The sequence below is a fragment of the Streptomyces sp. 1114.5 genome (genome assembly GCF_003635085.1).
GTDB lineage: Bacteria > Actinomycetota > Actinomycetes > Streptomycetales > Streptomycetaceae > Kitasatospora.
The window spans coordinates 3,114,365-3,136,691 of record NZ_RBXE01000001.1; the positions used below are offsets into that span (position 1 = coordinate 3,114,365).

The 22,327-nt window shown below is 73.1% G+C and carries 20 protein-coding genes and 2 riboswitches; of the genes, 14 read left to right on the plus strand and 6 right to left on the minus strand.

Translation table 11 applies throughout. The features are described from left to right. Together BX285_RS13765 and BX285_RS13770 are read right to left on the minus strand one after the other, a co-directional pair. Complete coding sequence (locus BX285_RS13765) at window positions 1–810, minus strand: c-type cytochrome (protein WP_097238231.1); 810 nt, start codon at window positions 808–810, stop codon at window positions 1–3. Window positions 811–997: 187 nt separating this feature from the next. Beyond that, the gene (locus tag BX285_RS13770) at window positions 998–1,618 is read right to left on the minus strand and encodes a heme-copper oxidase subunit III (protein ID WP_097238232.1); all 621 of its coding nucleotides are present in this window, start codon (window positions 1,616–1,618) and stop codon (window positions 998–1,000) included. 394 nt (window positions 1,619–2,012) lie between these two features. On the opposite strand from BX285_RS13770, the gene BX285_RS13775 reads away from it, so the two are divergent. The 3 genes from BX285_RS13775 to BX285_RS13785 all read left to right on the plus strand — a co-directional run bounded on the left by BX285_RS13775 (window position 2,013) and on the right by BX285_RS13785 (window position 5,308). Then, window positions 2,013–2,438: a hypothetical protein gene (locus BX285_RS13775; protein WP_097238233.1), complete on the plus strand. Its 426-nt coding sequence runs from the start codon at window positions 2,013–2,015 to the stop codon at window positions 2,436–2,438. 118 nt (window positions 2,439–2,556) lie between these two features. Beyond that, window positions 2,557–3,633, plus strand: a complete 1,077-nt coding sequence (gene trpD, locus BX285_RS13780; protein WP_097238234.1) for an anthranilate phosphoribosyltransferase — start codon at window positions 2,557–2,559, stop codon at window positions 3,631–3,633. 145 nt (window positions 3,634–3,778) lie between these two features. Then, window positions 3,779–3,897, plus strand: a riboswitch (SAM riboswitch). 52 nt (window positions 3,898–3,949) lie between these two features. After that, complete coding sequence (locus BX285_RS13785; protein ID WP_097238235.1) at window positions 3,950–5,308, plus strand: aminotransferase class V-fold PLP-dependent enzyme; 1,359 nt, start codon at window positions 3,950–3,952, stop codon at window positions 5,306–5,308. 22 nt (window positions 5,309–5,330) lie between these two features. On the opposite strand, the gene BX285_RS13790 is transcribed toward BX285_RS13785, so the two are convergent. Then, window positions 5,331–5,612: an Lrp/AsnC ligand binding domain-containing protein gene (locus BX285_RS13790; protein ID WP_030060206.1), complete on the minus strand. Its 282-nt coding sequence runs from the start codon at window positions 5,610–5,612 to the stop codon at window positions 5,331–5,333. A gap of 42 nt (window positions 5,613–5,654) precedes the next feature. Then, entirely contained in the window at window positions 5,655–6,437 is a 783-nt protein-coding gene (locus BX285_RS13795; protein WP_097238236.1) for a rhomboid family intramembrane serine protease, read from the minus strand. A 201-nt stretch (window positions 6,438–6,638) separates the two neighbouring features. On the opposite strand from BX285_RS13795, the gene BX285_RS13800 reads away from it, so the two are divergent. From BX285_RS13800 to BX285_RS13825, 6 genes are all read left to right on the plus strand, one after another. Further along, window positions 6,639–6,902: a hypothetical protein gene (locus BX285_RS13800; protein ID WP_097238237.1), complete on the plus strand. Its 264-nt coding sequence runs from the start codon at window positions 6,639–6,641 to the stop codon at window positions 6,900–6,902. A 250-nt stretch (window positions 6,903–7,152) separates the two neighbouring features. Then, window positions 7,153–8,487, plus strand: a complete 1,335-nt coding sequence (locus tag BX285_RS13805; RefSeq protein ID WP_121177494.1) for an NYN domain-containing protein — start codon at window positions 7,153–7,155, stop codon at window positions 8,485–8,487. A gap of 199 nt (window positions 8,488–8,686) precedes the next feature. Continuing rightward, window positions 8,687–9,724, plus strand: coding sequence for a C40 family peptidase (locus tag BX285_RS13810; protein WP_097238238.1), 1,038 nt, complete (start codon window positions 8,687–8,689; stop codon window positions 9,722–9,724). 338 nt (window positions 9,725–10,062) lie between these two features. Beyond that, window positions 10,063–10,216, plus strand: a riboswitch (cyclic di-AMP (ydaO/yuaA leader). 10 nt (window positions 10,217–10,226) lie between these two features. Beyond that, complete coding sequence (locus tag BX285_RS13815; RefSeq protein WP_097238239.1) at window positions 10,227–11,348, plus strand: C40 family peptidase; 1,122 nt, start codon at window positions 10,227–10,229, stop codon at window positions 11,346–11,348. 223 nt (window positions 11,349–11,571) lie between these two features. Next, window positions 11,572–12,618: a C40 family peptidase gene (locus BX285_RS13820; RefSeq protein WP_097238240.1), complete on the plus strand. Its 1,047-nt coding sequence runs from the start codon at window positions 11,572–11,574 to the stop codon at window positions 12,616–12,618. A 191-nt stretch (window positions 12,619–12,809) separates the two neighbouring features. Further along, the gene (locus BX285_RS13825) at window positions 12,810–13,832 is read left to right on the plus strand and encodes a hypothetical protein (RefSeq protein ID WP_121175290.1); all 1,023 of its coding nucleotides are present in this window, start codon (window positions 12,810–12,812) and stop codon (window positions 13,830–13,832) included. 16 nt (window positions 13,833–13,848) lie between these two features. Here BX285_RS13825 and BX285_RS13830 read toward each other — a convergent pair whose 3' ends face one another. Further along, the gene (locus BX285_RS13830; RefSeq protein ID WP_097238242.1) at window positions 13,849–15,222 is read right to left on the minus strand and encodes a glycosyltransferase 87 family protein; all 1,374 of its coding nucleotides are present in this window, start codon (window positions 15,220–15,222) and stop codon (window positions 13,849–13,851) included. Window positions 15,223–15,456: 234 nt separating this feature from the next. Between BX285_RS13830 and BX285_RS13835 the strand changes: the two genes are divergently transcribed. Further along, window positions 15,457–16,593: a glycosyltransferase family 4 protein gene (locus tag BX285_RS13835; RefSeq protein ID WP_097238243.1), complete on the plus strand. Its 1,137-nt coding sequence runs from the start codon at window positions 15,457–15,459 to the stop codon at window positions 16,591–16,593. Window positions 16,594–16,655: 62 nt separating this feature from the next. Here the strand turns inward: BX285_RS13835 and BX285_RS13840 are convergent, their stop codons facing one another. Then, window positions 16,656–18,449, minus strand: a complete 1,794-nt coding sequence (locus BX285_RS13840) for a long-chain fatty acid--CoA ligase (protein ID WP_097238244.1) — start codon at window positions 18,447–18,449, stop codon at window positions 16,656–16,658. Window positions 18,450–18,958: 509 nt separating this feature from the next. Here BX285_RS13840 and BX285_RS13845 point away from each other — a divergent pair. The 4 genes from BX285_RS13845 (at window position 18,959) to BX285_RS13860 (ending at window position 22,262) form a co-directional block, all read left to right on the plus strand. Next, on the plus strand, window positions 18,959–19,393 hold the full coding sequence (locus BX285_RS13845) for an SRPBCC family protein (RefSeq protein ID WP_097238245.1): 435 nt from the start codon (window positions 18,959–18,961) through the stop codon (window positions 19,391–19,393). 25 nt (window positions 19,394–19,418) lie between these two features. Further along, window positions 19,419–20,591, plus strand: coding sequence for an ArsA family ATPase (locus tag BX285_RS13850; RefSeq protein ID WP_121175291.1), 1,173 nt, complete (start codon window positions 19,419–19,421; stop codon window positions 20,589–20,591). A gap of 93 nt (window positions 20,592–20,684) precedes the next feature. After that, window positions 20,685–21,125, plus strand: coding sequence for a DUF5304 family protein (locus BX285_RS38350; protein WP_121175292.1), 441 nt, complete (start codon window positions 20,685–20,687; stop codon window positions 21,123–21,125). 192 nt (window positions 21,126–21,317) lie between these two features. Next, entirely contained in the window at window positions 21,318–22,262 is a 945-nt protein-coding gene (locus BX285_RS13860) for an ROK family glucokinase (protein WP_097238248.1), read from the plus strand. The last annotated feature ends 65 nt before the right edge of the window (window positions 22,263–22,327 follow it).

Consider the following 22,327-nt stretch of genomic DNA (forward strand, 5'->3'; position numbering starts at 1 on the left):
TCATGACTTCTTGGCCTTGGTGGTGTGGGCGGCGACCCAGATCGCGACCGCGATGAGCGTGCCGAGGCCGAAGATCCAGCCGAACAGACCCTCGGTCACCGGACCGAGGCTGCCGAGCGTGAGACCACCGGGGTTGGGCTCATCGGAGGTGGTGTGGCGGACGAAGGCCACGATCTGCTTCTTCTGCTCCTCGGGCATGGTGGTGTCCGGGAACGACGGCATGTTCTGCGGGCCGGTCTGCATGGCCTCGTAGATGTGCTTGGCGTCCACGCCCTCCAGCGACGGGGCGTACTTGCCCTTGGTCAGGGCACCACCCTGGCCGGCGAAGTTGTGGCACTGGGCGCAGTTGGTGCGGAACAGCTCGCCACCCTTGGAGATGTCGTCGGGGTTGGTCGAGGTGTACTGCTCCTCCTTCGGGGTCACCGGGCCGGGACCGAGGGAGGCGACGAAGGCGGCGAGCTGGTCGATCTCGGCCTGCGTGTAGATGTTCTTCTTGCGCGGCACCTGGGCGCCGGGCTGCTGGGCCGGCATGCGGCCGGTGCCGACCTGGAAGTCGACGGAGGCGGAGCCGACGCCGACCAGGCTGGGACCGTCGCTGCCGCCCTGGCCGTTCAGGCCGTGGCAGGAGGAGCAGCCCACGGCGAAGAGCTTCTTGCCCTCATCGATCGCGAGCGACTGCGCGGCGACGTCGGCCTGCGCCTTGTCGGCGGGCGCGAACGCGGCGTACAGCCCCCCGGTTGCCGCCAGGGCGAGAAGTAGGACGACCAGCGCCGCCAATGGGTGGCGCCGTCGTGCGGAGAGCTTTTTCACGGAATAACCCCGGTGTCAGGATCTGGTCGACTGGTGGGTGCACCCGGCGGCCGGTCTGGCCGGCACGAGGCTGCCTGTCTAGGGCTGCGCGCGCGGTCGGTCGGTGGGAGCGTCGGCACCGGCAGAAGCGGCCCGTCGCCGGTGAGGGCGGGGGCCGCAGCCGGTGGCCAGCGACCTGATCAGCTGGTTACTTGATCAGGTAGATGGTCGCGAACAGGCCGATCCACACGACGTCGACGAAGTGCCAGTAGTACGACACGACGATCGCGGCGGTGGCCTGCTCGTGCGTGAAGCGCTTGGCTGCGTACGTCCGTCCCAGGACCAGCAGGAAGGCGATCAGACCACCCGTCACGTGCAGGCCGTGGAAGCCGGTGGTGAGGTAGAACACCGTGCCGTACGGGTCGGAGGACAGCGACAGGCCGTCCTCCTTGACCAGCGCGGTGTACTCGTACACCTGGCCGCCGATGAAGATCGCGCCCATTGCGAACGTGAGGATGAACCACGCCCGAAGCTTCTTCACGTCACCGCGCTCGGCAGCGAACACACCGAGCTGGCAGGTCAGCGAGGAGAGCACCAGGATCGTGGTGTTGACCGAGGAGAAGGGCACGTTGAGCGCGTGGGCCTTCTCGGTCCAGAACTCGGCTCCCTTGACGGAGCGGAGCGTGAAGTACATCGCGAAGAGGGCCGCGAAGAACATCAACTCGGAACTGAGCCAGACGATCGTTCCGACGCTGACCATGTTCGGCCGGTTGACCGATCCGTGCGCGTGCCCGGTTTCTACTGCTGTTGCTGTCGCCACGACGGACATTATGTCGGTCCCTTATTCCGTCTTCACGCCGGGGGGTGTCCCTCGGAGTGTCCGGTGCGTGCGGTATGCCCGCTTGGGGGGCGGCGGGGTGTCCGTACGGCGGCTGAGCAGCCGCGTGTCCCTTTTCTGACGGTTCCTCGGAGTGCTCGCGACCCCGTTGCCCGGCGCGTCGTTGCCCGGTCGGAGTAGCCGCGGGAGGTAGGGGGGAGCGGGCCGCGTCGGCCGTACGGGTGGACCGGGCCGGGTCGGGTGACGCGCCGTCCTCCAGGCGGGTGAGCCCGGGGCGCGGCGGCTTGAGAAGGAACGTGTCCGAGGGGGCTCGGCGGGCGGTGATCGGGAGTAGCATCCGGATCAGGCGAACGTGGTCCGGATCACACTTGAGGGAGCAGGGTCCATGGCGTACACCACCGATGAGACGCTCACCGTCCTCGTCTACAGCGACGACCGCAACACCCGCGAGCAGGTGCTGACGGCGCTCGGCCGCCGGCCGGCCGAGGATCTTCCGGAGCTGTCCTACCTGGAGTGCGCGACCACCCCCGCGGTGCTCAAGGCGCTGGAGAAGGGCGGCGTGGACCTCTGCGTGCTGGACGGCGAGGCGGTGCCGGCCGGCGGGCTGGGGCTCGGGCGCCAGCTCAAGGACGAGATCTACGGCTGCCCGCCGGTGCTGGTGCTGATCGGCCGGCCGCAGGACTCCTGGCTCGCCGCCTGGAGCCGGGCCGACGCTGCGATCTCCCACCCGGTGGAGCCGGTGGCGCTGGCCGACGCGGTCGCCACCCTGCTGCGGGCACGGCTGGCGAAGCGGGCTCCGGTGGCCCGCTGAGCAGTGGTGTTTCACTACTAGAGAAGGGGACCCGGCGGTTCCCGGTCGCTCGATAGGCTGGCTCCATCCGTACGGACGTCCCCCGCCGAGCGGGGAACCGACAACAGTGGAGTCAGCCATGGTGAACGTGAACCCTGCGAACGGCGGTAGCGACCCCGTGCAGGTGGTCCGCACCTGGCCGGACCTCCTGGCGGCGCTGTTGAAGGGGGAGGACCTCGACCGCGCCTCCACCGCCTGGGCGATGGACCGGATCATGAGCGGCGAGGCCTCGCCCGTCCAGGTGGCCGGCTTCATGATCGCGCTGCGGGCCAAGGGCGAGACGGTCGACGAGGTCACCGGTCTGGTGGACGCGATGTACGAGCACGCCGAGCCGCTGGACATCCCCGGCCCGGCGGTGGACATCGTCGGCACCGGTGGCGACCGGGCGAAGACCGTCAACATCTCCACCATGTCGGCGATCGTCGCGGCGGCGGCCGGCGTCAAGGTGGTCAAGCACGGCAACCGGGCCGCCTCCTCCTCCAGCGGATCCTCGGACGTGCTGGAGAAGCTGGGCGTGGCACTGGACCTCTCCGCCCGGCGGGTCGCCGAGGTGGCCGAGGAGGTCGGGCTCACCTTCTGCTTCGCGGCGAAGTTCCACCCCTCCATGCGGCACGCCGCCACCGCCCGGCGCGACCTCGGGGTGCCGACCGCCTTCAACATCCTCGGTCCGCTCACCAACCCGGCCAAGGTCACCGCCCACGCCATCGGCTGCTTCGACACCCGGCTGGCCGGGCTGATCGCCGGGGTGCTCGCCCGACGCGGCTCGACGGCGCTGGTGTTCCGCGGTGACGACGGGCTGGACGAGCTGACCATCACCACCACCTCGCGGGTCTGGGTGGTGCGTGACGGGGCGGTCACCGAGACCACCTTCGACCCGCGGGACGTCGGCATCGAGCTGGTCGGCATCGAGACGCTGCGCGGCGGGGACCCGGCGTACAACGCCGAGGTCGCGCGCCGGCTGCTGGCGGGGGAGCGCGGGCCGGTGCGGGACGCCGTCCTGCTGAACACCGCGGCGGCCCTGGTCGCGCGCGACCTCGGCGACGCACCGCTGACGCAACAGCTCGCGGCGGGCATGGCGCGGGCCGCGGAGGCCATCGACTCCGGTGCCGCGCAGGACCAGCTGCGGCGCTGGTCGGAAGCCACCAGCCGGAACTGAAGCGGCAGTCGGGAGCCCGTACCGGTACGCCGGTGCGGGCTCCTCGGCGTGCCCGGGCGTACCGGAGGCGAGCGGGTCGGAGGCGCTGTCCGGATGGTGGATGCCCGTTTGACCACCCGCTGGACGCGACCTAGAGTCTTCGGCAGGTCATGAGTGACAGCGTCAAGCCCCAGCTTGCTGTCCGGCAACCCTCCGTCCGTGGCGGGGTGCCCTGGGTGAGGACCGGGTCGCCACGGCAAACCGTCCGTGCGGCAAGCGCGGACGCCCGACGATGAGCACTCCCGGGGGTCCCTTACCCCCGAAGGAGTGCATCCTCATGTCGGTCTCCACTGAAATCTGCGCCCCGCTCCCCGTCCTCGGCGCCGACGTCCAGGTCCCGCTCGTCAGCGGTGAGAAGGTCGGCTACGCGGCGCTCGACTATGCGGCCAGCTCGCCGGCGCTGCAGCGGGTCTGGGACGACGTCGCCGCCTACGCGCCGTACTACGGCAGCGTGCACCGCGGGGCCGGGTACCTCTCGCAGCTGTCCACCGACCTGTTCGAGCAGAGCCGCCGCACCGTCGCCGAGTTCCTCGACCTGCGCGAGGGCGACCAGGTGGTCTTCACCCGGGCCACCACCGACTCGCTCAACCTGCTGGCCGGCGCCGTCCCGGCCGGCACCCGGGTGTTCGCCTTCGAGACCGAGCACCACGCCTCGCTGCTGCCCTGGGCGCACGCCGGACTGGACGTCAGCTACCTGCGCGCGCCGCGCTCGCGGGCCGAGGCGGTCGCCGCCCTGGACACCGCGCTGGCCGCGGCGCCCGAGGGCCCCAAGCTGCTCTGCGTCACCGGCGCCTCCAACGTGACCGGCGAGCTGTGGCCGGTCGCCGAGCTGACCGCGACCGCGCACCGGCACGGCGCCCGGGTCGTGCTGGACGCCGCCCAGCTGGCCCCGCACCACCGGGTCTCGGTGCGCGACCTGGACGTCGACTGGATCGCCTTCTCCGGCCACAAGATCTACGCGCCGTTCGGCGCCGGGGTGCTGGCCGGCCGGGCGGACTGGCTGGACGCGGCCGAGCCGTACCTGGCCGGCGGCGGGGCGACCCGTACGGTGGCCCGGGAGACCGACGGCTCGGTGGCCGTGCAGTGGCACACCGGCCCGGCCCGGCACGAGGCCGGCTCGCCGAACGTCATCGGCGCCTACGCGATCGCCTCGGCCTGCCGGGCCCTGAGCGAGGCCGGCTTCGACGCGCTGGAGGCCCGGGAGCGGCAGCTGGTCGCCCGGCTGACGGTGGGCCTGGCGGAGATCCCGCAGGTCAGGGTGCTGAACCTGTTCGGTACCGATTCGCCGCGGGTCGGCGTGCTGTCCTTCGTGGTGCAGGGCTGGAACAGCTCGCATTTCTCGGCCGCGCTGTCCGCCGAGTACGGCATCGGGGTGCGCGACGGGCTCTTCTGCGCCCATCCGCTGGTGCGGACCCTGCTCGGGGACGAGGACGTGGCGGTCTCGGAGTGCGGCGCGCCGGAGCCCTCGCTGCCGGGCGAGCGCAGCCTGAACGCGATCCGGGTGAGCTTCGGCGCCGGCACCCCGGACGAGCACATCGACCGCTTCCTGACCGCCGTCCGGGAGCTGGTCACGGACGGCGCGGCCTGGAACTACCGCAACGAGGGCGGGCGTTGCGTGGCGGACACCCGGCGCTAGAGCCTGAGCCTCGGACCGGGCGCTACTCGTCCAGGCCGAGGGCGAAGGCGGCCTCCAGGTCGTGCTGGGAGTAGGTGCGGAAGGCGATCTGGGTCTCGGTGTGGGCCACGCCCGGGACCTTGTTGAGCCGGCCCGGGATGACGTCGGCCAGGTCGTCGTGGCGGCGCACCCGGACCATCGCCACCAGGTCGTACCCGCCGGTCACCGAGTACACCTCGCTGACGCCCTCGATCGCGGCGATGGCCTCGGCGATCTCCGGGATGCGGTCGACACTGGTCTTGATCAGGACGATGGCGGTGATCACTGTTTCGGGCTCCTTTGTGGGGTGCCGCCAGCGTATCGGGCGTCAGCCGGGGCGTCTTGAGGGGTGGCGGACCACGGTGCAGGCGTACAGGAAGCCGGCCGAGAAGCCGATCACGTGCACCAGGTAGGCCACCCCCGGGCCCGCCGAGTGCACCGACCACCACTGGAGGGCGAACCAGAGTCCGAGCACCAGCCAGGCCGGGAAGCGCAGCGGCAGGAAGAACAGCAGCGGGACCAGCGTGGTCACCCGGGAGCGCGGGTGGAAGCGCAGGTAGGCGCCGAGGACGGCGGAGATCGCGCCGGAGGCTCCGATGAGGACCCGGGTGGAGTCCGGCGAGTGCGCCTCGGCAAGCGCGAAACCGTACGTGGCCAGGCTGCCGGCGGCCAGGTAGAAGAGGGCGTACCGGGCCCGGCCGAGCCGCTGCTCGACGGTCGGGCCGAAGACGTAGAGGAAGAGCAGGTTGCCCAGCAGGTGCAGCCAGCCGGCGTGCAGGAAGAGGCCGGAGAGGACGGACAGCGCCGGGTGCTTGCCCGGGGTCGGGGCGGCCCGGCAGCCGGGGACCGGGTCGGGGGCCTCGGCCAGCTGTTCGGCGGTCAGCGGCCGTCCGGCCAGGAGTTCGGCCGGGACGGCGCCCCAGCGCTGTTCGTACCGCTGCTCCGCGCAGACCCGGGCCTGGCCGGTGCCGTACAGCGGGTTGAGTCCGGCGGCCGGGCCGAGCAGGAAGACCAGGGTGTTGACCGCGATCAGGGCGTAGGTGACCGCCGGGGCCGGGGGCTGCGGCCCGCCGCCCCGTGCGGCGGTGTGGTCGGGGGCCGTGAGCGCCATGCGGCCAAGCATCCCTCCGGGCGCCGCAGGTGACACGGCGGTTTACGGCAGGTGGACTAGCTGCCTTATTCGGCTGACCGATGGTCGTGACGGTTGCCCCAGGCAATAGGCTTGGGGCGGGCAATCCCGCCTCCCGCCGCCGATGCCGGGGCTCCGGGGGGAGCGCCTGGCCCACGCAGGGAAAACCCGAGAGGATCCCCGATGACCGTCCCCGCCCTGACCGCCGAGACGCGCTGGCGCTGCACGCTGTGCGGCAACCTCACCCGTTTCGACGTGACCCGCACCGCGCGGGTGACCGAGTTCCTGCACTTCGACCTGGCCGGCGAGTCCAAGGTCGAGGAGACCGAGGTGCTGAGCGAGACCGTCGAGTCGGTGCGCTGCCGCTGGTGCAACGCCGTGGACCAGGTCGAGCTGGTGGCCCGTCCGGGCGCCGAGGACGCGCAGACCCCGGCCGAGCAGGGCTGATCCCGCCGGTCCGGCGGGCGGTGCGCGGCGCGCCCGTCCGCCGCACGGGACAATACAGAACAGACAAGAAGCACGGAGCGTGACGACAGGGGGGTCGCGGCCGTACCCGCCGGACAACAGGATCGGAGCCGAGGACGTGGTGGACGCAGCGAAGGAGCCCGGCGAAGCGCAGGGACTTCGGCCCGCTGCGCAGGCGCAGGCGCCGGACGCCGGGGTGGGCCCGGCGCAGAGCACTGCCCCGTCCGACTCCGTGGAGCCAGGGTCGGAGCGTGCGGTCGAGAAGCTCGACCGGCCGCTGCCGGAGGGGGTGCGCCGGCGCGTGGTCGGGCTGGCCTCGGACGCCTTGGGCGGACTGCCGCCGGGTGAGCTGCCGCAGAGCCTGCGTCAGTACGTGAAGTTCACCCCTGCGCGGCGGGCCAAGTACGCGGCCACCGCGCTGGCCGCGGCGCTGGAGGCGGAGCCGGCCTTCCGGGTGCGGATAGCGGAGCGGCTGCGGCTGGGGCAGCCGGATCTGGTCCGTGCGCTGGAGTCGGGCAGCGTCCCGGGCGCCGCCGATCCGATGGACGTCGCCGCTGCCGCCTACCTGGTGCGCTCGGCGGGCTGGAGCCGGCTGGTCGCCGAGGCCGGTGACGAGGCCGAGCGGGCCGGTGCCGAGGACGCGGCCGCCGAGGCGACCCGGCTGGTGGAGAAGCTGCAGGCGGAGCTGGCCGAGGTGCGGGCCGCGGCGCGGGCGGACCTGGACCGGCAGCGCGCGGAGTTCGAGGGCGTCCGGCGGGAGGCCGAGTCGCTGCGCAAGAAGCTGCGGTCGCTGGAGAGCGACACCCGCCGGGCGCAGGCCGAGACGCGCCGGGTGACCGCGGAGCTGGAGGCGGCGAAGGCCCAGGGCGCGGCCGAGCGCAGTGCTGCGGAGGGCGAGGCACGGCGGCTCCGGCACCGGGTCTCCGAGCTGGAGACCGCCGCCGAGCAGGGGCGCCGGTCGGCCCGGGAGGGGCGCAGCGTCGAGGACATGCGGCTGCGGCTGCTGCTGGACACCGTGCTGCAGTCGGCCCAGGGGCTGCAGCGGGAGCTGGCGCTGCCGGTCTCCCAGATCCGCCCGGCGGACCTGGTGGAGGCGGTGGTGCCGGGTGCGGCCTCGCCGCACGACGTGGCGCGGCGCGGGCTGGCCGAGGACGATCCGGCGCTGCTGGACCAGCTGCTGGCGATCCCACAGGTGCACCTGGTGGTGGACGGCTACAACGTGACGAAGACCGGCTATCCGACGCTGCCGCTGGAGCAGCAGCGGATCCGGCTGCTGGGCGGGCTGGCGATGCTGGCCCAGCGCACGCAGGCGGAGGTCACCTGTGTGTTCGACGGGCAGGACCTGGACGTTCCGGTGATCATGGCGCCTCCGCGCGGGGTCCGGGTGCGGTTCAGCCGGACCGGGGAGACCGCGGACGAGCTGATCCGCCGTCTGGTGCGGGCCGAGCCGCAGGGCCGTCCGGTGGTGGTGGTCTCCACCGACCGGGAGGTCGCGGAGGGCGTGCGGAAGGCGGGCGCGCGCCCGGTGGCCTCGGTGCTGCTGCTGAACCGGCTGGCCCGGCCCTGACCTCGGTCGGGCGGCATGACGGCTGGTCGGTGCGGGTTTCGCGACGGTGTGCGCTTCCGGTGAAGTCAGTGTGGGAAACGGACTTCACGCCTTTGGGGGAGTGGCAAATCGGTTAGATCTTCACTAGGGTCTGGCGTCAAACCTATTTTCCGGAATCTCGTCCGATCGGGTGAGTCCGATGGAAGAAGGAGCCGGGCCCTTGGCCTCCCACCGCCGTCCCAAGCAGCCGAGCCGCGCGCGAGTCTCCGTGCTCACTGCTGCGGCTGCGACCGCGGTCGCGCTCTCCGCCCAGGTGGCCGCGCACGCCGCGCCGCAGCCGAACACGACGGACGTCAAGGCGCAGATCGACCAGCTCCAGCAGGAGCAGGAGCAGGCGGCGGAGAAGTACAACGGCGCCAAGGAGCGGGCCGACCAGCTGCGCAAGCAGGCCGACCAGCTGCAGGACCAGGTGGCCCGCAGCCAGGAGCAGATGACCCAGCTGCAGGGCGGCCTGGCCGAGGTGGCGGGCGAGCAGTACCGCACCGGCGGCATCGACCCGTCCGTCCAGCTGATGCTCTCCTCCGACCCGTCCGGCTACCTGGAGAAGGCCTCCACCGTCCAGCAGGCCAGCACCACCCAGGCCGAGGCGCTCAAGGGGCTGTTGGAGCAGCAGCGCCGGCTGGACCAGGAGAAGGCCGAGGCGGCCGCGGTGCTGGCCTCGCTGGACTCCACCACCAAGGACCTGAACCAGGCCAAGTCGGACGTCAACACCAAGCTGAAGGCCGCCCAGGACCTGCTGAACTCGCTCAGCTCCGCCGAGCGCGCGGCGCTGAAGGCGCAGCAGGCGCAGGACGACCGCGCCTCGCGCGGCAGCGACCGGGTCGACCTCAGCAGCCTGCCGCCGGCCAGCGGTTACGCGGCCGTCGCGGTGTCCAAGGCGATGAGCAAGCAGGGCTCCGCGTACGTGTGGGGCGCCACCGGGTCCACCACCTTCGACTGCTCGGGCCTGATGGTCTGGGCGTACGGGCAGGCCGGCGTCTCGCTGCCGCGCACCTCGCAGGAGCAGGGCCACTACGGCACCGCCGTGCCCGGGCTGGCCGCGGCGCAGCCGGGCGACCTGGTCGTCTACGGCGGCGACATGCACCACGTCGGGATGTACATCGGCAACGGCATGGTGGTCCACGCGCCGCACACCGGTGACGTGGTGAAGGTGATGAAGGCCGACGCGATGCCGATCAACACGATCCGCCGGGTCTGACGGCCCGACACGCCGAAGGGGCCCGGGTTTCGGCCCTGTGATCCGCGCCACCTCCGGTCGGGGGTGGCGCGCGGCTTTCCGTCGTTTTGCGACCGACTGGTGAGACCTGATCAGCCTTGCGTACGGTGGCGATCACCATCGGTCATTTTCACAAGAGAACTTGGGTAATCTTCCGTCTTTTTTCTGACAAGGATTTGAACCGATCACGGTTCAGTTACTAGGGTCGTGCCCCGAACCACCGCACTGTCGATCACCCAGCCCGGGTGGCGGCGGTGGTTACCGCCGAGTTCGCGAGGCAGCGGGGCAGGTCGAAGCGACTGCCCGACAGGGGAGCCCAGTGGTCGGGGGCGCTGCGGAGCGGAGCCGGGGAACCACGTTCCTCCGGGGTGAATCGGCGCCAGGTCGGCCGGTAGAACGGCCGTGAGGCGTCGTAGGGCATGCTTCCGGCCCGAACCCGTCAGCTCACCCGGTAGGCGGACGCAGGAAGAAGGAGTCCGCCTTCGTGGCGTCCCATCGTCGTCCCAAGCCAGCAGGCCGTGCCCGGGTCTCGATCCTGACCGGTGTCGCCGCCGCAGCCGTCGCCCTCTCCGCGCAGTCCGGCGCGCACGCCGACCCGCAGCCGACCAAGGACCAGGTCAAGGAGCAGGTCGACCAGCTCAACGAGCAGGCCGAGGTGGCGACCGAGCAGTACAACGCCGCCCAGGAGAAGCAGCAGACGCTGGAGAAGCAGGTCTCCGGCCTGCAGGACCAGGTGGCCCGCCAGCAGGCCCAGGTGACCGATCTGCAGGGCGGCCTCGCCGAGATCGCCGGGGAGCAGTACCGCAACGGCGGCATATCCCCGACCGTCCAGCTGATGTTCTCCTCCAGCCCGGACAACTTCCTCAACCAGGCCGGTGCGCTGAACCAGGCCGGTGACACCCAGAGGAACCAGCTGAAGCAGCTCCAGGAGCAGCAGCGCAAGCTGGACCAGGACCGCACCGAGGCCCAGGGCAAGCTCGCCGAGCTGGAGTCCACCACCCAGCAGCTGAAGGCCTCCAAGGACGAGGTCCAGAAGAAGCTGAACGCCGCCCAGGCCCTGCTCAACACCCTCACCGACCAGGAGCGCGCGGCGCTGAAGGCGGCCGAGGACAAGGCCGCCGCGGACGCCAAGGCCCAGGCCGACGCCGCCAAGGCCCAGCAGCAGGCCGCGGACCGCGCCTCGCGCGACAACAGCCGCGGCGACATCGCCACGAGCCCGGCCTCGCCGGTCGTCAAGCCGGCCGCGCCCGGCAGCTCCCGCGGTGCCGCTGCACTGTCCGTCGCCGCCTCGAAGATCGGCAGCCCGTACGTCTACGGCGCCGTGGGCCCGGGCTCCTTCGACTGCTCCGGTCTGATGGTCTGGTCGTTCAACCAGGTCGGCGTCTCGCTGCCGCGCACCTCGCAGGAGCAGGCCAACGCCGGCACCCGGATCGGCACCGACCTGTCCCAGGCCCAGCCCGGCGACCTGCTGATCTTCTACAGCGACGCCCACCACGTCGGCATCTACGCGGGCAACGGCCAGGTGCTGCACGCGCCCAAGCCGGGTGCCAGCGTCCGCTACGAGGCCGTCACCAACATGCCGCTGACCTCCATCGTGCGGGTCTGACTCCCGCCCGACGCCGCCAGGCCCGGTCTTCCGTCAGGGAAGGCCGGGCCTGCGGCTTTGTCCGCGGTTCGGGCCGATGTCCGATTACGGGTCAAATATTCGGGTCGGGAGGGGTTTGGACTCGCTTGCCCGGACTCGCTAACGTCTGCCACCGGACTCCCGCTCGACGGCCGCCCGCAGTGCGGCGGCGGGGCCGAACCGCAGGATTGGAGCTGCTGCCGCCATGCCCGTGCACCGCCGTTCCCAACTGCTCGCCCGTGCGCTGGTGCTGACGGCGGCCGCCACCACCGCGCTGGGTGTCGCGACCAGCGGCAGCGCCCAGGCCGCCCCCGGCACCCCGGACCCGGCCGACCGCAAGGACGTCAAGGCGCAGGTGGAGCAGCTCTACGACGAGGCCGAGCAGGCGTCGGAGAAGTACAACGCCGCGCAGGAGGCCCAGCGCAGGCTCCAGGGCGAGACCACGACCCTGCAGGGCGAGATCGCCGTCGCCCAGGACCAGCTCAACGAGCTGCGCGGCGACCTGGCGACCGTCGCCGGGGCCGAGTACCGCGGTGGCGGGATGAACCAGACCGCCCAGCTGATGCTCTCGCCCGACCCGGAGGACTACCTCGCCCGCGCCCGTACCCTCGGCCAGGCCGCCGAGCGGCAGCAGGAGGCCCTGCACGAGCTGGTGACCCGCCAGCGCCGGCTCGACCAGCGCCGCACCGAGGCGGCCGGCAAGCTCGCCGAGCTGGACGAGACCCGCCGCTCGCTCGCCGACAGCAAGCAGCAGATCCAGCAGCGGCTGGCCGCGGCGCAGAAGCTGCTCAACGGCCTGGGCGCCGTCGAGCGGGCCAGGTTGACCGCCCAGGACGCCCGGGACGCCGAGCAGCGCGCCACCCGGGGCACCGACCGGCTGGACCTGGGCACCACCCCGCCCGCCTCCGAGCGCGGGGCCGCCGCGCTGGCCGCCGCGGTGCGGATGATCGGTGCGCCGTACGTCTACGGGGCCACTGGGCCCCGCGCGTTCGACTGTTCCGGTCTGATGTACTACAGCTGGCGGCAGGCCGGAGTGACCCTGCCGCGGACCTCGCAGGCCCAGGCGTCCGCCGGGCAGCGGGTCAACCTCTCCGACGCGCGACCGGGAGACCTGGTGATCTTCTACCGGGACATGCACCACGTCGGCATGTACGCCGGCGGCGGTGTCATCGTCCACGCCCCCTACCCGGGCGCCAGGGTCCGTTACGAGAGCGTCAACGCCATGCCGGTCGCGGGGGTGGTCCGGCTCTGAGCGCGTCGCCGTCCGGCCCCGCCGGCCACGACCCCGCCCACATACCGCGCCGGGCGCTGTCCCGGCGCGGTGCGCTGCTGCTCGCGGCCGGCGGGCTGCTCCAGCTGTCGCTGCCGCCCGCGGCTCCGGCGGCGGCGCCCGCCCGGCAGGCGGCCGGCCTGCGGGGCGACCTGCGCGGCGCGGTCGCCTCGGTGCTGGCGGAGCGGGCGCGCTCGCTGCCGGCCCGGACCGGGCTGCCGGTCGCCGAGGCCTCGTACCGCAACCTGGTGCTCGCCGCGGCCGGGCCGCCGGACCGGCTGACCGCCGCCGCCGACCTGGCGGTGCGGATCGCCGGGTACGACGACCACCCGGTGGTGTACCCGCGCCGGATCGAGCTGGTCCGGGCCGGGGACGGCTGGCGGGTCGAGCACGAGGAGGGCACGGGCGGGCCGCCCGCGCTCTGGGACCTCGGCGCCACGCGGTCGGCGCCGGGCGCGCACTGCCTGGTGCTCGGCCTGGCCGACGGACCCGACCCGGCCGGGCTGGCCGCGGTGGGGGACCGCGCGGTACCCGCCGTCACCGCGGTCTGGGGCGATGCCTGGCCCGGCCGACTGCTGTTCGAACTGTCCGCCACCGAGGCGCAGTTCGCCCGGCTGCTGGAGGGCGACCCGGCGGCCTGGGCGGGCATGGCGGCGGTCACCGTGGCCGCCCCCGGCGCGCCCTCGCACACCCCGGCGGACCGGGTGCTGGTCAACCCGGAGGCGTACGGGCGGCTCAGCGACTTCGGTCGGCAGGTGGTCGTCACCCACGAGGCCACGCACGTCGCGACCAGGGCCGACACCCGGGCCTGGACCCCGCTGTGGCTCTCCGAGGGCGTCGCCGACTGGACCGCCTACCGGGACTCCGGCCGCACCCCGCGGCAGATCGCCCCCGAGCTGGCCCGGGACGTCACCGCCGGGCGGCTGCCCACCGAACTGCCCGCCGACCGGGACTTCGCCGCCGGCGCCACCGGCATCGCCCAGGCCTACGAACAGTCCTGGCTGGCCTGCGAGCTGATCGCCCGCCGCTACGGGCCGCAGCGGCTGGTCGGCTTCTACCGGGCCGTCGGCGCGGGCGACGGGCAGGGCGAGGACCGGGACCGCCGTACGGACCGGCTGCTGCGCGCCGAACTGGGCGTCGGTTTGGCTGAGTTCACCCGGCTCTGGCTGGACGCGGTGGCGGCGCTGAAGGCCTGAGACGTCGAAGGGCCGGTCAGCGCCGCTGCTCGGCCGGGGCGCCCGGGTGGTCGATGCCGTCCAGCAGGTCCTGCTCGTACGCGATGCCCGGGCGCACCGGGTAGCCGGAGCCGGCCGGCAGCGCGGCGGGCTCGCGGTCCAGCACCACGGTCGGCGGCAGCGGCGCCTCGCCGCGGGTGGAGCGCCAGAGCCGGATGCAGGACAGCACGGTGGCGGCCACCAGCAGCAGGTTGCGCAGGGCCAGCACGGTGATCGCGCCGGGCTCGCTGGCCAGGACCTGGGTGAACATGGTCGGGAACTCGACCAGCGTCAGCGGGCAGGCGACCAGGATCAGCAGGGCCACCGGCCGCTGGCTGGTGCCGCGCACGGTCAGGCAGACCGCCGCGACGCCGACCAGCCAGACCAGGTACTGCGGGCTGATCACCCGGCTGGTCACCACGAAGATCAGCAGCGCGCACAGCGCCGCGTCGTACATGGTGGCCGCGTTGCGGCGCTTGGAGGTGAAGCGCCACAGCAGCAGCCAGAGGAAGCCGAGCACGGTGCCGGCCATCATCACCTTGCTGATCACGGTGACCCACGGCCCGAGCATCTCGGGGGAGCCGTAGTTCATGGTGACCCGGCCGCCCCAGCCCCCGGCGATCCGGGCGAAGTGCAGCGGCAGCGCGCCGACCGACTCCACCTCGATGCCGCGGTCCTTCTGGAAGGCCAGGAAGTCGAAGGCGCCGTTCATCCCCGCCGCGAGCAGGAACCCGACCGAGACGGCGGTGGCCCCCGCCAGCGTCCAGGAACGGCGGGTACGGCGTCCGGACGGGGTGCCGATCAGCCCGAGCAGCGGCCAGACCTTGACGATGCCGCCCAGACCCAGCAGCAGCCCGCCGACCGCCGGGCGCCGGATCAGCGCGAGCAGGCCGGCCAGGGCGACCGCGGTGACGATGATGTCGAAGCGGTTGTAGATCATCGGGCCGAGCAGCGGGACGGCCACCACCCACAGCCAGGCGCCGGTCAGGGCCCGGCCCCGGCGCAGCCCCGTGCGGACCAGCAGCGCGAGCGCGGCGGCGTCGGCGATCCCGCAGATCACCCAGAACGAGACCAGGTACGACCAGGGCAGCAGCCCCGGCAGCAGGATCACCAGGGCGGCGCCCGGCGGGTACTGCCAGGTCACGTCGTCGAACGGGAAGGTGCCGGTCTGCAGCACGCCGTACCAGGCGTGGTAGATCATCCACACGTCGGCCGTGACGTCGCCGCCGGGCGACTTCAGGACGCCGGTGATCAGCAGCACCAGCACGGTCCGGGTGGCCACCCAGGTCGCGCCGAGCGCGGCGAGCGCCCCGAGCGGGCGGCCGAGGCGGCCGCGCGGAGAACCGGACTCGGTGGCCGGGGCCAATTCCACTGCGCTCCCTCGTTCGTCGCGGACGTCCTCACCAGGCGTCGAACTGACGGACGCCCGGGCCGCGTCCCGGACGACGGCCCTGGGGCCGGTCTCCGGACCCACCTACTAGGACTGACCCGGCGGTCAAACGGTTGCCGTACGCGGTTCCGTTCCCGGCGGGTCATGGTGTTGACCTATCGTACGGATCACCCAGCGGTGCGCCGAGCACCCCCCGACCGAGCGAGCCATGGCCAGATGCACAGAACCTTGATCGTCACCAATGACTTCCCGCCCCGCCCGGGGGGCATCCAGGCCTTCGTGCACAACATGGCCGTCCGTCAGCCCGCAGGAAGCGTCGTCGTGTACGCCTCGACCTGGCGGGACGGCAGCGAGGTGCGGCGCTTCGACGCCGAGCAGCCGTTCCCGGTGATCCGGGACCGGACGAAGGTGATGGTTCCCACACCCCGGGTCACCCGGCGGGCCGCCGAGATCCTGCGCGCCGAGCAGTGCGACTCGGTCTGGTTCGGCGCCGCGGCCCCGCTCGGCCTGATGGCGCCCGCGCTGCGCAGGGCCGGCGCCGGGCGGCTGCTCGGCATGACCCACGGGCACGAGGCCGCCTGGGCCCAGCTGCCCGTCTCCCGCCAGCTGCTGCGCCGGATCGGCGCGGGCACCGACGTGCTGACCTACCTGGGCGAGTACACCCGCTCGCGGATCGCCGCCGCGGTCGGGCCGCAGGCCGCGGCCCGGATGGTGCAGCTGCCGCCGGGCGTGGACGAGACGACCTTCCACCCGGAGTCCGGGGGCGCCGAGGTCCGCCGCCGGCTCGGGCTGGCGGACCGGCCGGTGGTGGTCTGCGTCTCCCGGCTGGTGCCGCGCAAGGGCCAGGACACCCTCATCGAGGCGATGCCGCAGATCCTCGCCGACGTGCCGGACGCGGTGCTGCTGATCGTCGGCGGCGGCCCGTACCGGGCGGACCTGGAGAAGCTGGCGGACGCCAAGGGCGTACGGGACTCCGTGCGGTTCACCGGCTCGGTGCCGTGGGAGGAGCTGCCCGCCCACTACGGGGCCGGGGACGTCTTCGCGATGCCCTGCCGCACCAGGCGCGGGGGGCTGGACGTCGAGGGCCTGGGCATCGTCTACCTGGAGGCCTCGGCGACCGGCCTGCCGGTGGTCGCGGGCGACTCCGGCGGCGCACCGGACGCGGTGCTGGAGGGCGAGACCGGGTACGTGGTGCCCGGCGGCTCGGCCGCGGCGGCCGCCGAGCGGATCGTCCGGCTGCTGCGCGACGAGGAGCTGCGCCGGCGCCTGGGCGAGGCCGGGCGGCGGTGGGTGGAGCGCTCCTGGCGCTGGGACCTGCTGGCCGGGCGGCTGACCTCGCTGCTGGCGGGCTGACGCGCGCGGGCCCCGCCTCCTCCGGGAGACGGGGCCCTTGCGGTTGCTTCCGTACGGGGCCGCTACTTCTGGTACAGCGCCTCGATGTCGGCGGCGAAGTCCTTCAGCACGACGTTGCGCTTCAGCTTGAGCGAGGGCGTCAGGTAGCCGTTGTCCTCGGAGAACTCGACGTCCAGGAGGCGGAACTTCTTGACCGCCTCGGCGTGCGAGACGGCCGCGTTGCCGTCGTCCACCGCGGACTGCAGGGCGGCCAGCAGCTCCGGGTCCTGGGCGAGGTCGGCGATGGTGGCGTCGGCGGACTTGCCGTTGAGCTCCTTCCACTTGGGGAAGAAGTCCGGGTCGATGGTGATCAGGCAGGCGACGAAGGGCTTGCGGTCGCCGACCACCATGACCTCGCCGACCAGGGCGTGGGCCCGGATCCGGTCCTCGATCACGGCCGGGGCGACGTTCTTGCCGCCGGCGGTGACGATGATCTCCTTCTTGCGGCCGGTGATGGTCAGGTAGCCCTCGGAGTCCAGCGAGCCGAGGTCACCGGTGGCGAACCAGCCGTCCTGCAGGGCGTCCGCGGTGGCCTGCGGGTTGTTCCAGTAGCCGGTGAAGATCTGCGGGCCCTTCAGCAGCACCTCGCCGTCCTCGGCGATCCGCACGGCCGAGCCGGGCAGCGGCTGGCCGACGGTGCCGATCTTCGGCTTGTCGTGCGGGTTGAAGGCGGTGGCCGCGCAGGTCTCCGTCAGGCCGTAGCCCTCCAGGACGGTGAAGCCGATGCCCCGGTAGAAGTGGCCCAGGCGCTCGCCGAGCGGGGCGCCGCCGGAGATCGCGTGGGTGGCCCGGCCGCCGAGGGCGGCGCGCAGCTTGCTGTAGACCAGCTTGTCGAAGACCGCGTGCTTGATCCGCAGGACCAGGCCCGCGCCGCCGGCGTCCAGGGCCCGGCTGTAGGCGATCGCCGTCTCGGCGGCCTTGTCGAAGATCTTGCCCTTGCCGTCGGCCTGGGCCTTGGCACGGGCGGTGTTGTAGACCTTCTCGAAGACTCTGGGCACGCCCAGGATCAGCGTCGGCCGGAACGAGGCGAGCTCGGCCGTGACGTCCTTGACGTCCGAGACGTGGCCGAGCTTGATCGGGGCGATCGCGGCGGCGATCTCGGCGATCCGGCCGAGCACGTGCGCGAGCGGGAGGAACAGCAGGACGGAGCCCTCGCCGGTCCGGAACAGCGACTCCATCCGGGCCGTCACGTTGCCGAGCTCGGCGAGGAAGTTGCCGTGGGTCAGCTGGCAGCCCTTGGGGCGGCCGGTGGTGCCCGAGGTGTAGACGATGGTGGCGATCGAGTCGGCCGCCGCCGTCGAGCGGCGCTCGTCGACGGTCGCGTCGGGGACCTGCTGCCCCGCCTCGGCCAGCGCGGCCAGGGCGCCGGCCTCGATCTGCCAGGTGTGCTTCAGCTCCGGCAGCCGCTCGCGGACCTGCTCGACCACCTCGGCGTGCCTGCCGGTCTCGGTGAGCACGGCCACCGCGCCGGAGTCGCCGAGGATCCACTCGACCTGCTCGGGGGAGGAGGTCTCGTACACCGGCACGGTGATCGCCCCGGCCGACCAGATCGCGAAGTCCAGCAGCGTCCACTCGTAGCGGGTCCGGGACATGATGCCCACTCGGTCGCCGGGGCCGATGCCGGCCGCGACCAGGCCCTTGGCGGCGGCCCGCACCTCGACCAGGAACTGGGCGGCGGTCAACTCCTGCCACTGGCCGTCCACCTTGCGGCTGAGCACCACGACGTCCGGGTGCCGCTCGGCGTTCTGGTGCACGAGGTCGGAGAGGTTACCGCCGCTCGGTACCTGGTAGAGGGCCGGAAGGCTGAAGTCGAGCAAGACTGCTCCTCGTTCGCGACGCTGCGGGACGGCAGGACGTTACTGCCCGGTAGGCGGCTTCGACCAGGGGGGTCGGCCCCGGTGTTCGAAGTGTCACACCCGGGCCGGGTCCGACCAGGCCGTGACCGGGTCGTTCGAATGGCACCCTACGGCAGTGCCGCGGTGACCCGTCGGTAGCCCGGTGGGTGGTACTCGCCCGCTCGCCTCCGGGGCGCTCCGACCCGGTGCCGACGGTCGGCGCTCCCTCGCTTCGCTCCCTCGCTTCTCCCTTTCGGCACCGGCGCGCCCCTTCGGCTCGGGGCGGGGACTCGCCCGCTCGCGTCCGGGGCGCTCCGGCCCGGTGCCGACGGTCGGCGCTCCGGGCGGGGCGGGGGCAGCCCGCGCCCTGAGTGGGGAGAGCCCGCGCCTTAGGTGGGGAGGGGCGGGCGCGATAGCCTGCTCCGGGCGGACCGGGCCGAGCGCGCGGCGGCCGGACCGGCAGGCAGAGGGACGACGCGGAGGGCCATTCCATGGCGGAGCACACCAGGTCGAGCATCACCATCGAGGCGACCCCGGCCACGGTCATGGCCGTGATCGCCGACTTCGCCGCCTACCCGGCCTGGACCGGTGAGGTCAAGGAGATCGAGGTCCTGGAGACCGGCGAGGACGGCCGCGCCACCCAGGTCCGGCTGCTGCTCGACGCCGGCGCGATCCGCGACGAGCACGTCCTCGCGTACACCTGGGACGGCGACCGCGAGGTCGGCTGGACCCTCGTCCGCAGTCAGATGCTCCGCTCCCTGGACGGCTCGTACACCCTCACCGCACTGTCCGGCGGCCGGACCGAGGTCACCTACCAGCTCGCCGTGGACGTCAAGATCCCGATGCTCGGCATGATCAAGCGCAAGGCCGAGAAGGTCATCATCGACCGCGCCCTGAGCGGGCTGAAGAAGCGCGTCGAGGACTGACGCGGCGGAACGGGACCCGAACGGCATGACGGCGACACGCACCATCCTGGTCAGCGGCGACGCGGGCGCACCCGCGGTGGCCGCGGCCACCGCCCTGCACGCCGCCCGGCGCGGCCACCGCACCTGGCTGCTGGCGGCCGACGACCCGCACCGCGCGCTGGACTCCGTCCTGGGCAGCCGCCTGGAGCCCGAACCCCTCCGGTACGCCCCGGGTCTGACCGTCTCCCGGATCGACGAGCAGGCAGCCTTCCGCTACGCCGTCGGCGAGCTCACCGGCCGGCTCAAGCCCGCCCTCGACCTGCTCGGCGCCGAACAGCTCGACCCCGAGGAGCTCACCGCCCTCCCCGGCATCGCCCGGCTCGCCCTGCTGCGCGCCCTGCCCGCCGCCGACCAGGACGTCCTGGTCGTGCTCGCCCCGCCGCCCGCCGAGCTGATCGCCACCCTCGCCCTGCCCGAGCAACTGGCGCGCTACCTGGACCGCCTCGTCCCCGAGCAGCGGCAGGCCGCCCGGGCGCTGCGCCCGCTGCTGGCCGGGTTGGCCGGCGTCCCGATGCCCGCCGACTGGCTGTACGAGGGGCGGGCCAAGGCCGCCGCGGCGCTCGCCGAGTCCGCCGCCGCGATCACCGACCCCGGCACCAGCGTCCGCCTGGTCGTCCCCGCCGACGGCCACCCGTACCCGGAGCTGCGCCGGATCCGGGCCGGACTCGCGCTGTACGGGCACCGGCCGGACGCCGTGGTCGTGCACGGCGTGCTGCCCGAGGCCGCCGCCTCCTCGCCCGACCCCTGGCTGGCCGCGCTGGCCCGCCGCCGGGCGGAGGAGCTGGCCGGGCTCGCCGCCGGGACCGACGCCCCCGTGCTGGCCACCGGCCTGGCCGACGCCACCCTGGAGGCCGTCGCCGACCGCCTGTACGGGGACGGCCCCGGGCCCGAGCGCCTGGCCCCTGCGCCGTGGACGGTCGAGGACCGGCTCGCCGAGGACGGCCTGCTGGTCTGGCACCTCGACCTGCCCGGCGCCGATCGGGCCGAACTGGACCTGGTCCGCCGGGGCGACGACCTGGTGGTCGGACTCGGCACCCATCGCAGGGTGCTCACCCTGCCCTCCGCGCTGCGCCGCTGCACGGTCGCCGGTGCGGGGCTGCTCGACGGGGTGCTCTCGGTGCGGTTCGCACCCGACCCTTCGCTCTGGCCACAGGGCTGACGGGCCGTTCGGCCGTTCCGGGTGCTGCGGCCGGTCGGGTAGCGTCGGGCCGGAGGGCCGCGGGGTGCGGCCACGGCTGAGGAGGCGCCCGCGATGACCAGCACCGACGACCGCACCGAGCCCGTCGACGACCGCACCGGTGATCGGACTGACGGCCGTACGGAGCCCGTCGACGGTCACCCGTTCGGGCCGGAGCTGGGTCCGCTGGTGGACGAGGTGCGCCGGTTCGCGGGCGCGCTCGGCGAGAAGGCCCAGGAGGCGAGCGCCACCACCCTGATCGCCCTCTCCGGCCTGGCCGACCGCCTGCGCACCCAGCAGCCGGAGGTGTACACCCACCTCACCGCCGCCGGCTCCGGGATCGCCGCCGCGGGTGCCGAACTGCTGGCCGCCTACCGCGCCGCCGTGGCCGGGCACGAGAGTCGCTGGACCGCGGGGCAGGGCGCGGCCGCCGAGAAGATCGACCTCGACGGGCCTGAGGGGCCAGATGGGCCGGACGGGCCTGAGGGGACTGACGAGCCGTCCGCCAAGCAGTGAAACCGTAACTTCCGGAGCGTGACCGCGTTGCTCTCGTACGTCACGAAGAAGGAGATTAGATAAGACTTTTGAAGTGTCCTGGCCCGGTTATCCCAGAATTGTCTTCGGTTAATGTATGCGAGGCTGTGTACGGGGGCAGGGTTGGGCGGTACCGTTCCGTCCAGCGGGAACGAGTGAATAGCTGAGGGACACATGGCTCTGACCATCGGCGTCGATGTCGGCGGGACCAAGATCGCGGCAGGCGTGGTCGACGAGGCGGGCGCGATCCTGGCCCGGACCAGGGTGCCCACCCCGGCCGACCCGCAGTGGGCGGTCGACGCCATCGCGCAGGCCGTGCGCGAGCTCAAGGAGCAGCACCCCGGCGTCACCGCGGTCGGCGTCGGAGCACCCGGCTTCGTCGACAGCAACCGCTCGACGGTGATCTTCGCCCCCAACATCGACTGGGAGAACGAGCCGCTGCGCGGCCGGGTCGAGGAGCTCACCGGCCTGGACACCGTGGTCGAGAACGACGCCAACTGCGCCGCCTGGGCCGAGTTCCGCTTCGGCGCGGCCGCCGACCACCAGGACATGGTGCTGATCACCGTCGGCACCGGCATCGGCGGCGGCATCGTGCTCGACGGCCGCCTGCACCGCGGCCGCTTCGGCGTGGCCGGCGAGATCGGCCACCTCAACATGGTCCCGGACGGCCTGACCTGCGGCTGCGGCGGCAAGGGCTGCTGGGAGCAGTACGGCTCCGGGCGCGCGCTGCGCCGCTACGGCCGGGAGAAGTCCGCCGCCGACCCGGTGCGCGGCCGCCGGATGCTGGAGCTCAACGACGGCGTCGCCGAGACCATCCGCGGCATCCACATCACCCAGGCCGCCGAGGAGGGCGATCCGCTGGCCCTGGAGTGCTACGCGGAGCTGGCCGACTGGCTCGGCCGCGGCATGGCCGACCTCGCCGCGCTGTTCGACCCGGGCGTCTTCGTGCTCGGAGGCGGCGTCTCCGACTCCGGCCGCCTGCTGCTCGACCCGGTCGCCAAGGCCTTCGAGCACTACCTGACCGGCGGTGTGCACCGCCCGCGCGCCGAGGTCGTCCTGGCCTCGATGGGCTCCGCCGCCGGCATCGTCGGTGCGGCGGACCTGGCCCGGGTGCCCTGACCCGCCCTGCCCCTCACCCCAGCTGTGTGACCCCTCCCAGCCCGCCGGCGGCGGTGCGACCGGGC

Coding starts and splice junctions, on each gene's coding strand:
- BX285_RS13770 (WP_097238232.1), bottom strand. CDS start 1,618: ATGTCCGTCGTGGCGACAGCAACAGCAGTAGAAACCGGGCACGCGCAC.
- BX285_RS13775 (WP_097238233.1), top strand. CDS start 2,013: ATGGCGTACACCACCGATGAGACGCTCACCGTCCTCGTCTACAGCGAC.
- trpD (WP_097238234.1), top strand. CDS start 2,557: ATGGTGAACGTGAACCCTGCGAACGGCGGTAGCGACCCCGTGCAGGTG.
- BX285_RS13785 (WP_097238235.1), top strand. CDS start 3,950: ATGTCGGTCTCCACTGAAATCTGCGCCCCGCTCCCCGTCCTCGGCGCC.
- BX285_RS13795 (WP_097238236.1), bottom strand. CDS start 6,437: ATGGCGCTCACGGCCCCCGACCACACCGCCGCACGGGGCGGCGGGCCG.
- BX285_RS13800 (WP_097238237.1), top strand. CDS start 6,639: ATGACCGTCCCCGCCCTGACCGCCGAGACGCGCTGGCGCTGCACGCTG.
- BX285_RS13820 (WP_097238240.1), top strand. CDS start 11,572: ATGCCCGTGCACCGCCGTTCCCAACTGCTCGCCCGTGCGCTGGTGCTG.
- BX285_RS13835 (WP_097238243.1), top strand. CDS start 15,457: ATGCACAGAACCTTGATCGTCACCAATGACTTCCCGCCCCGCCCGGGG.
- BX285_RS13845 (WP_097238245.1), top strand. CDS start 18,959: ATGGCGGAGCACACCAGGTCGAGCATCACCATCGAGGCGACCCCGGCC.
- BX285_RS13850 (WP_121175291.1), top strand. CDS start 19,419: ATGACGGCGACACGCACCATCCTGGTCAGCGGCGACGCGGGCGCACCC.
- BX285_RS38350 (WP_121175292.1), top strand. CDS start 20,685: ATGACCAGCACCGACGACCGCACCGAGCCCGTCGACGACCGCACCGGT.
- BX285_RS13860 (WP_097238248.1), top strand. CDS start 21,318: ATGGCTCTGACCATCGGCGTCGATGTCGGCGGGACCAAGATCGCGGCA.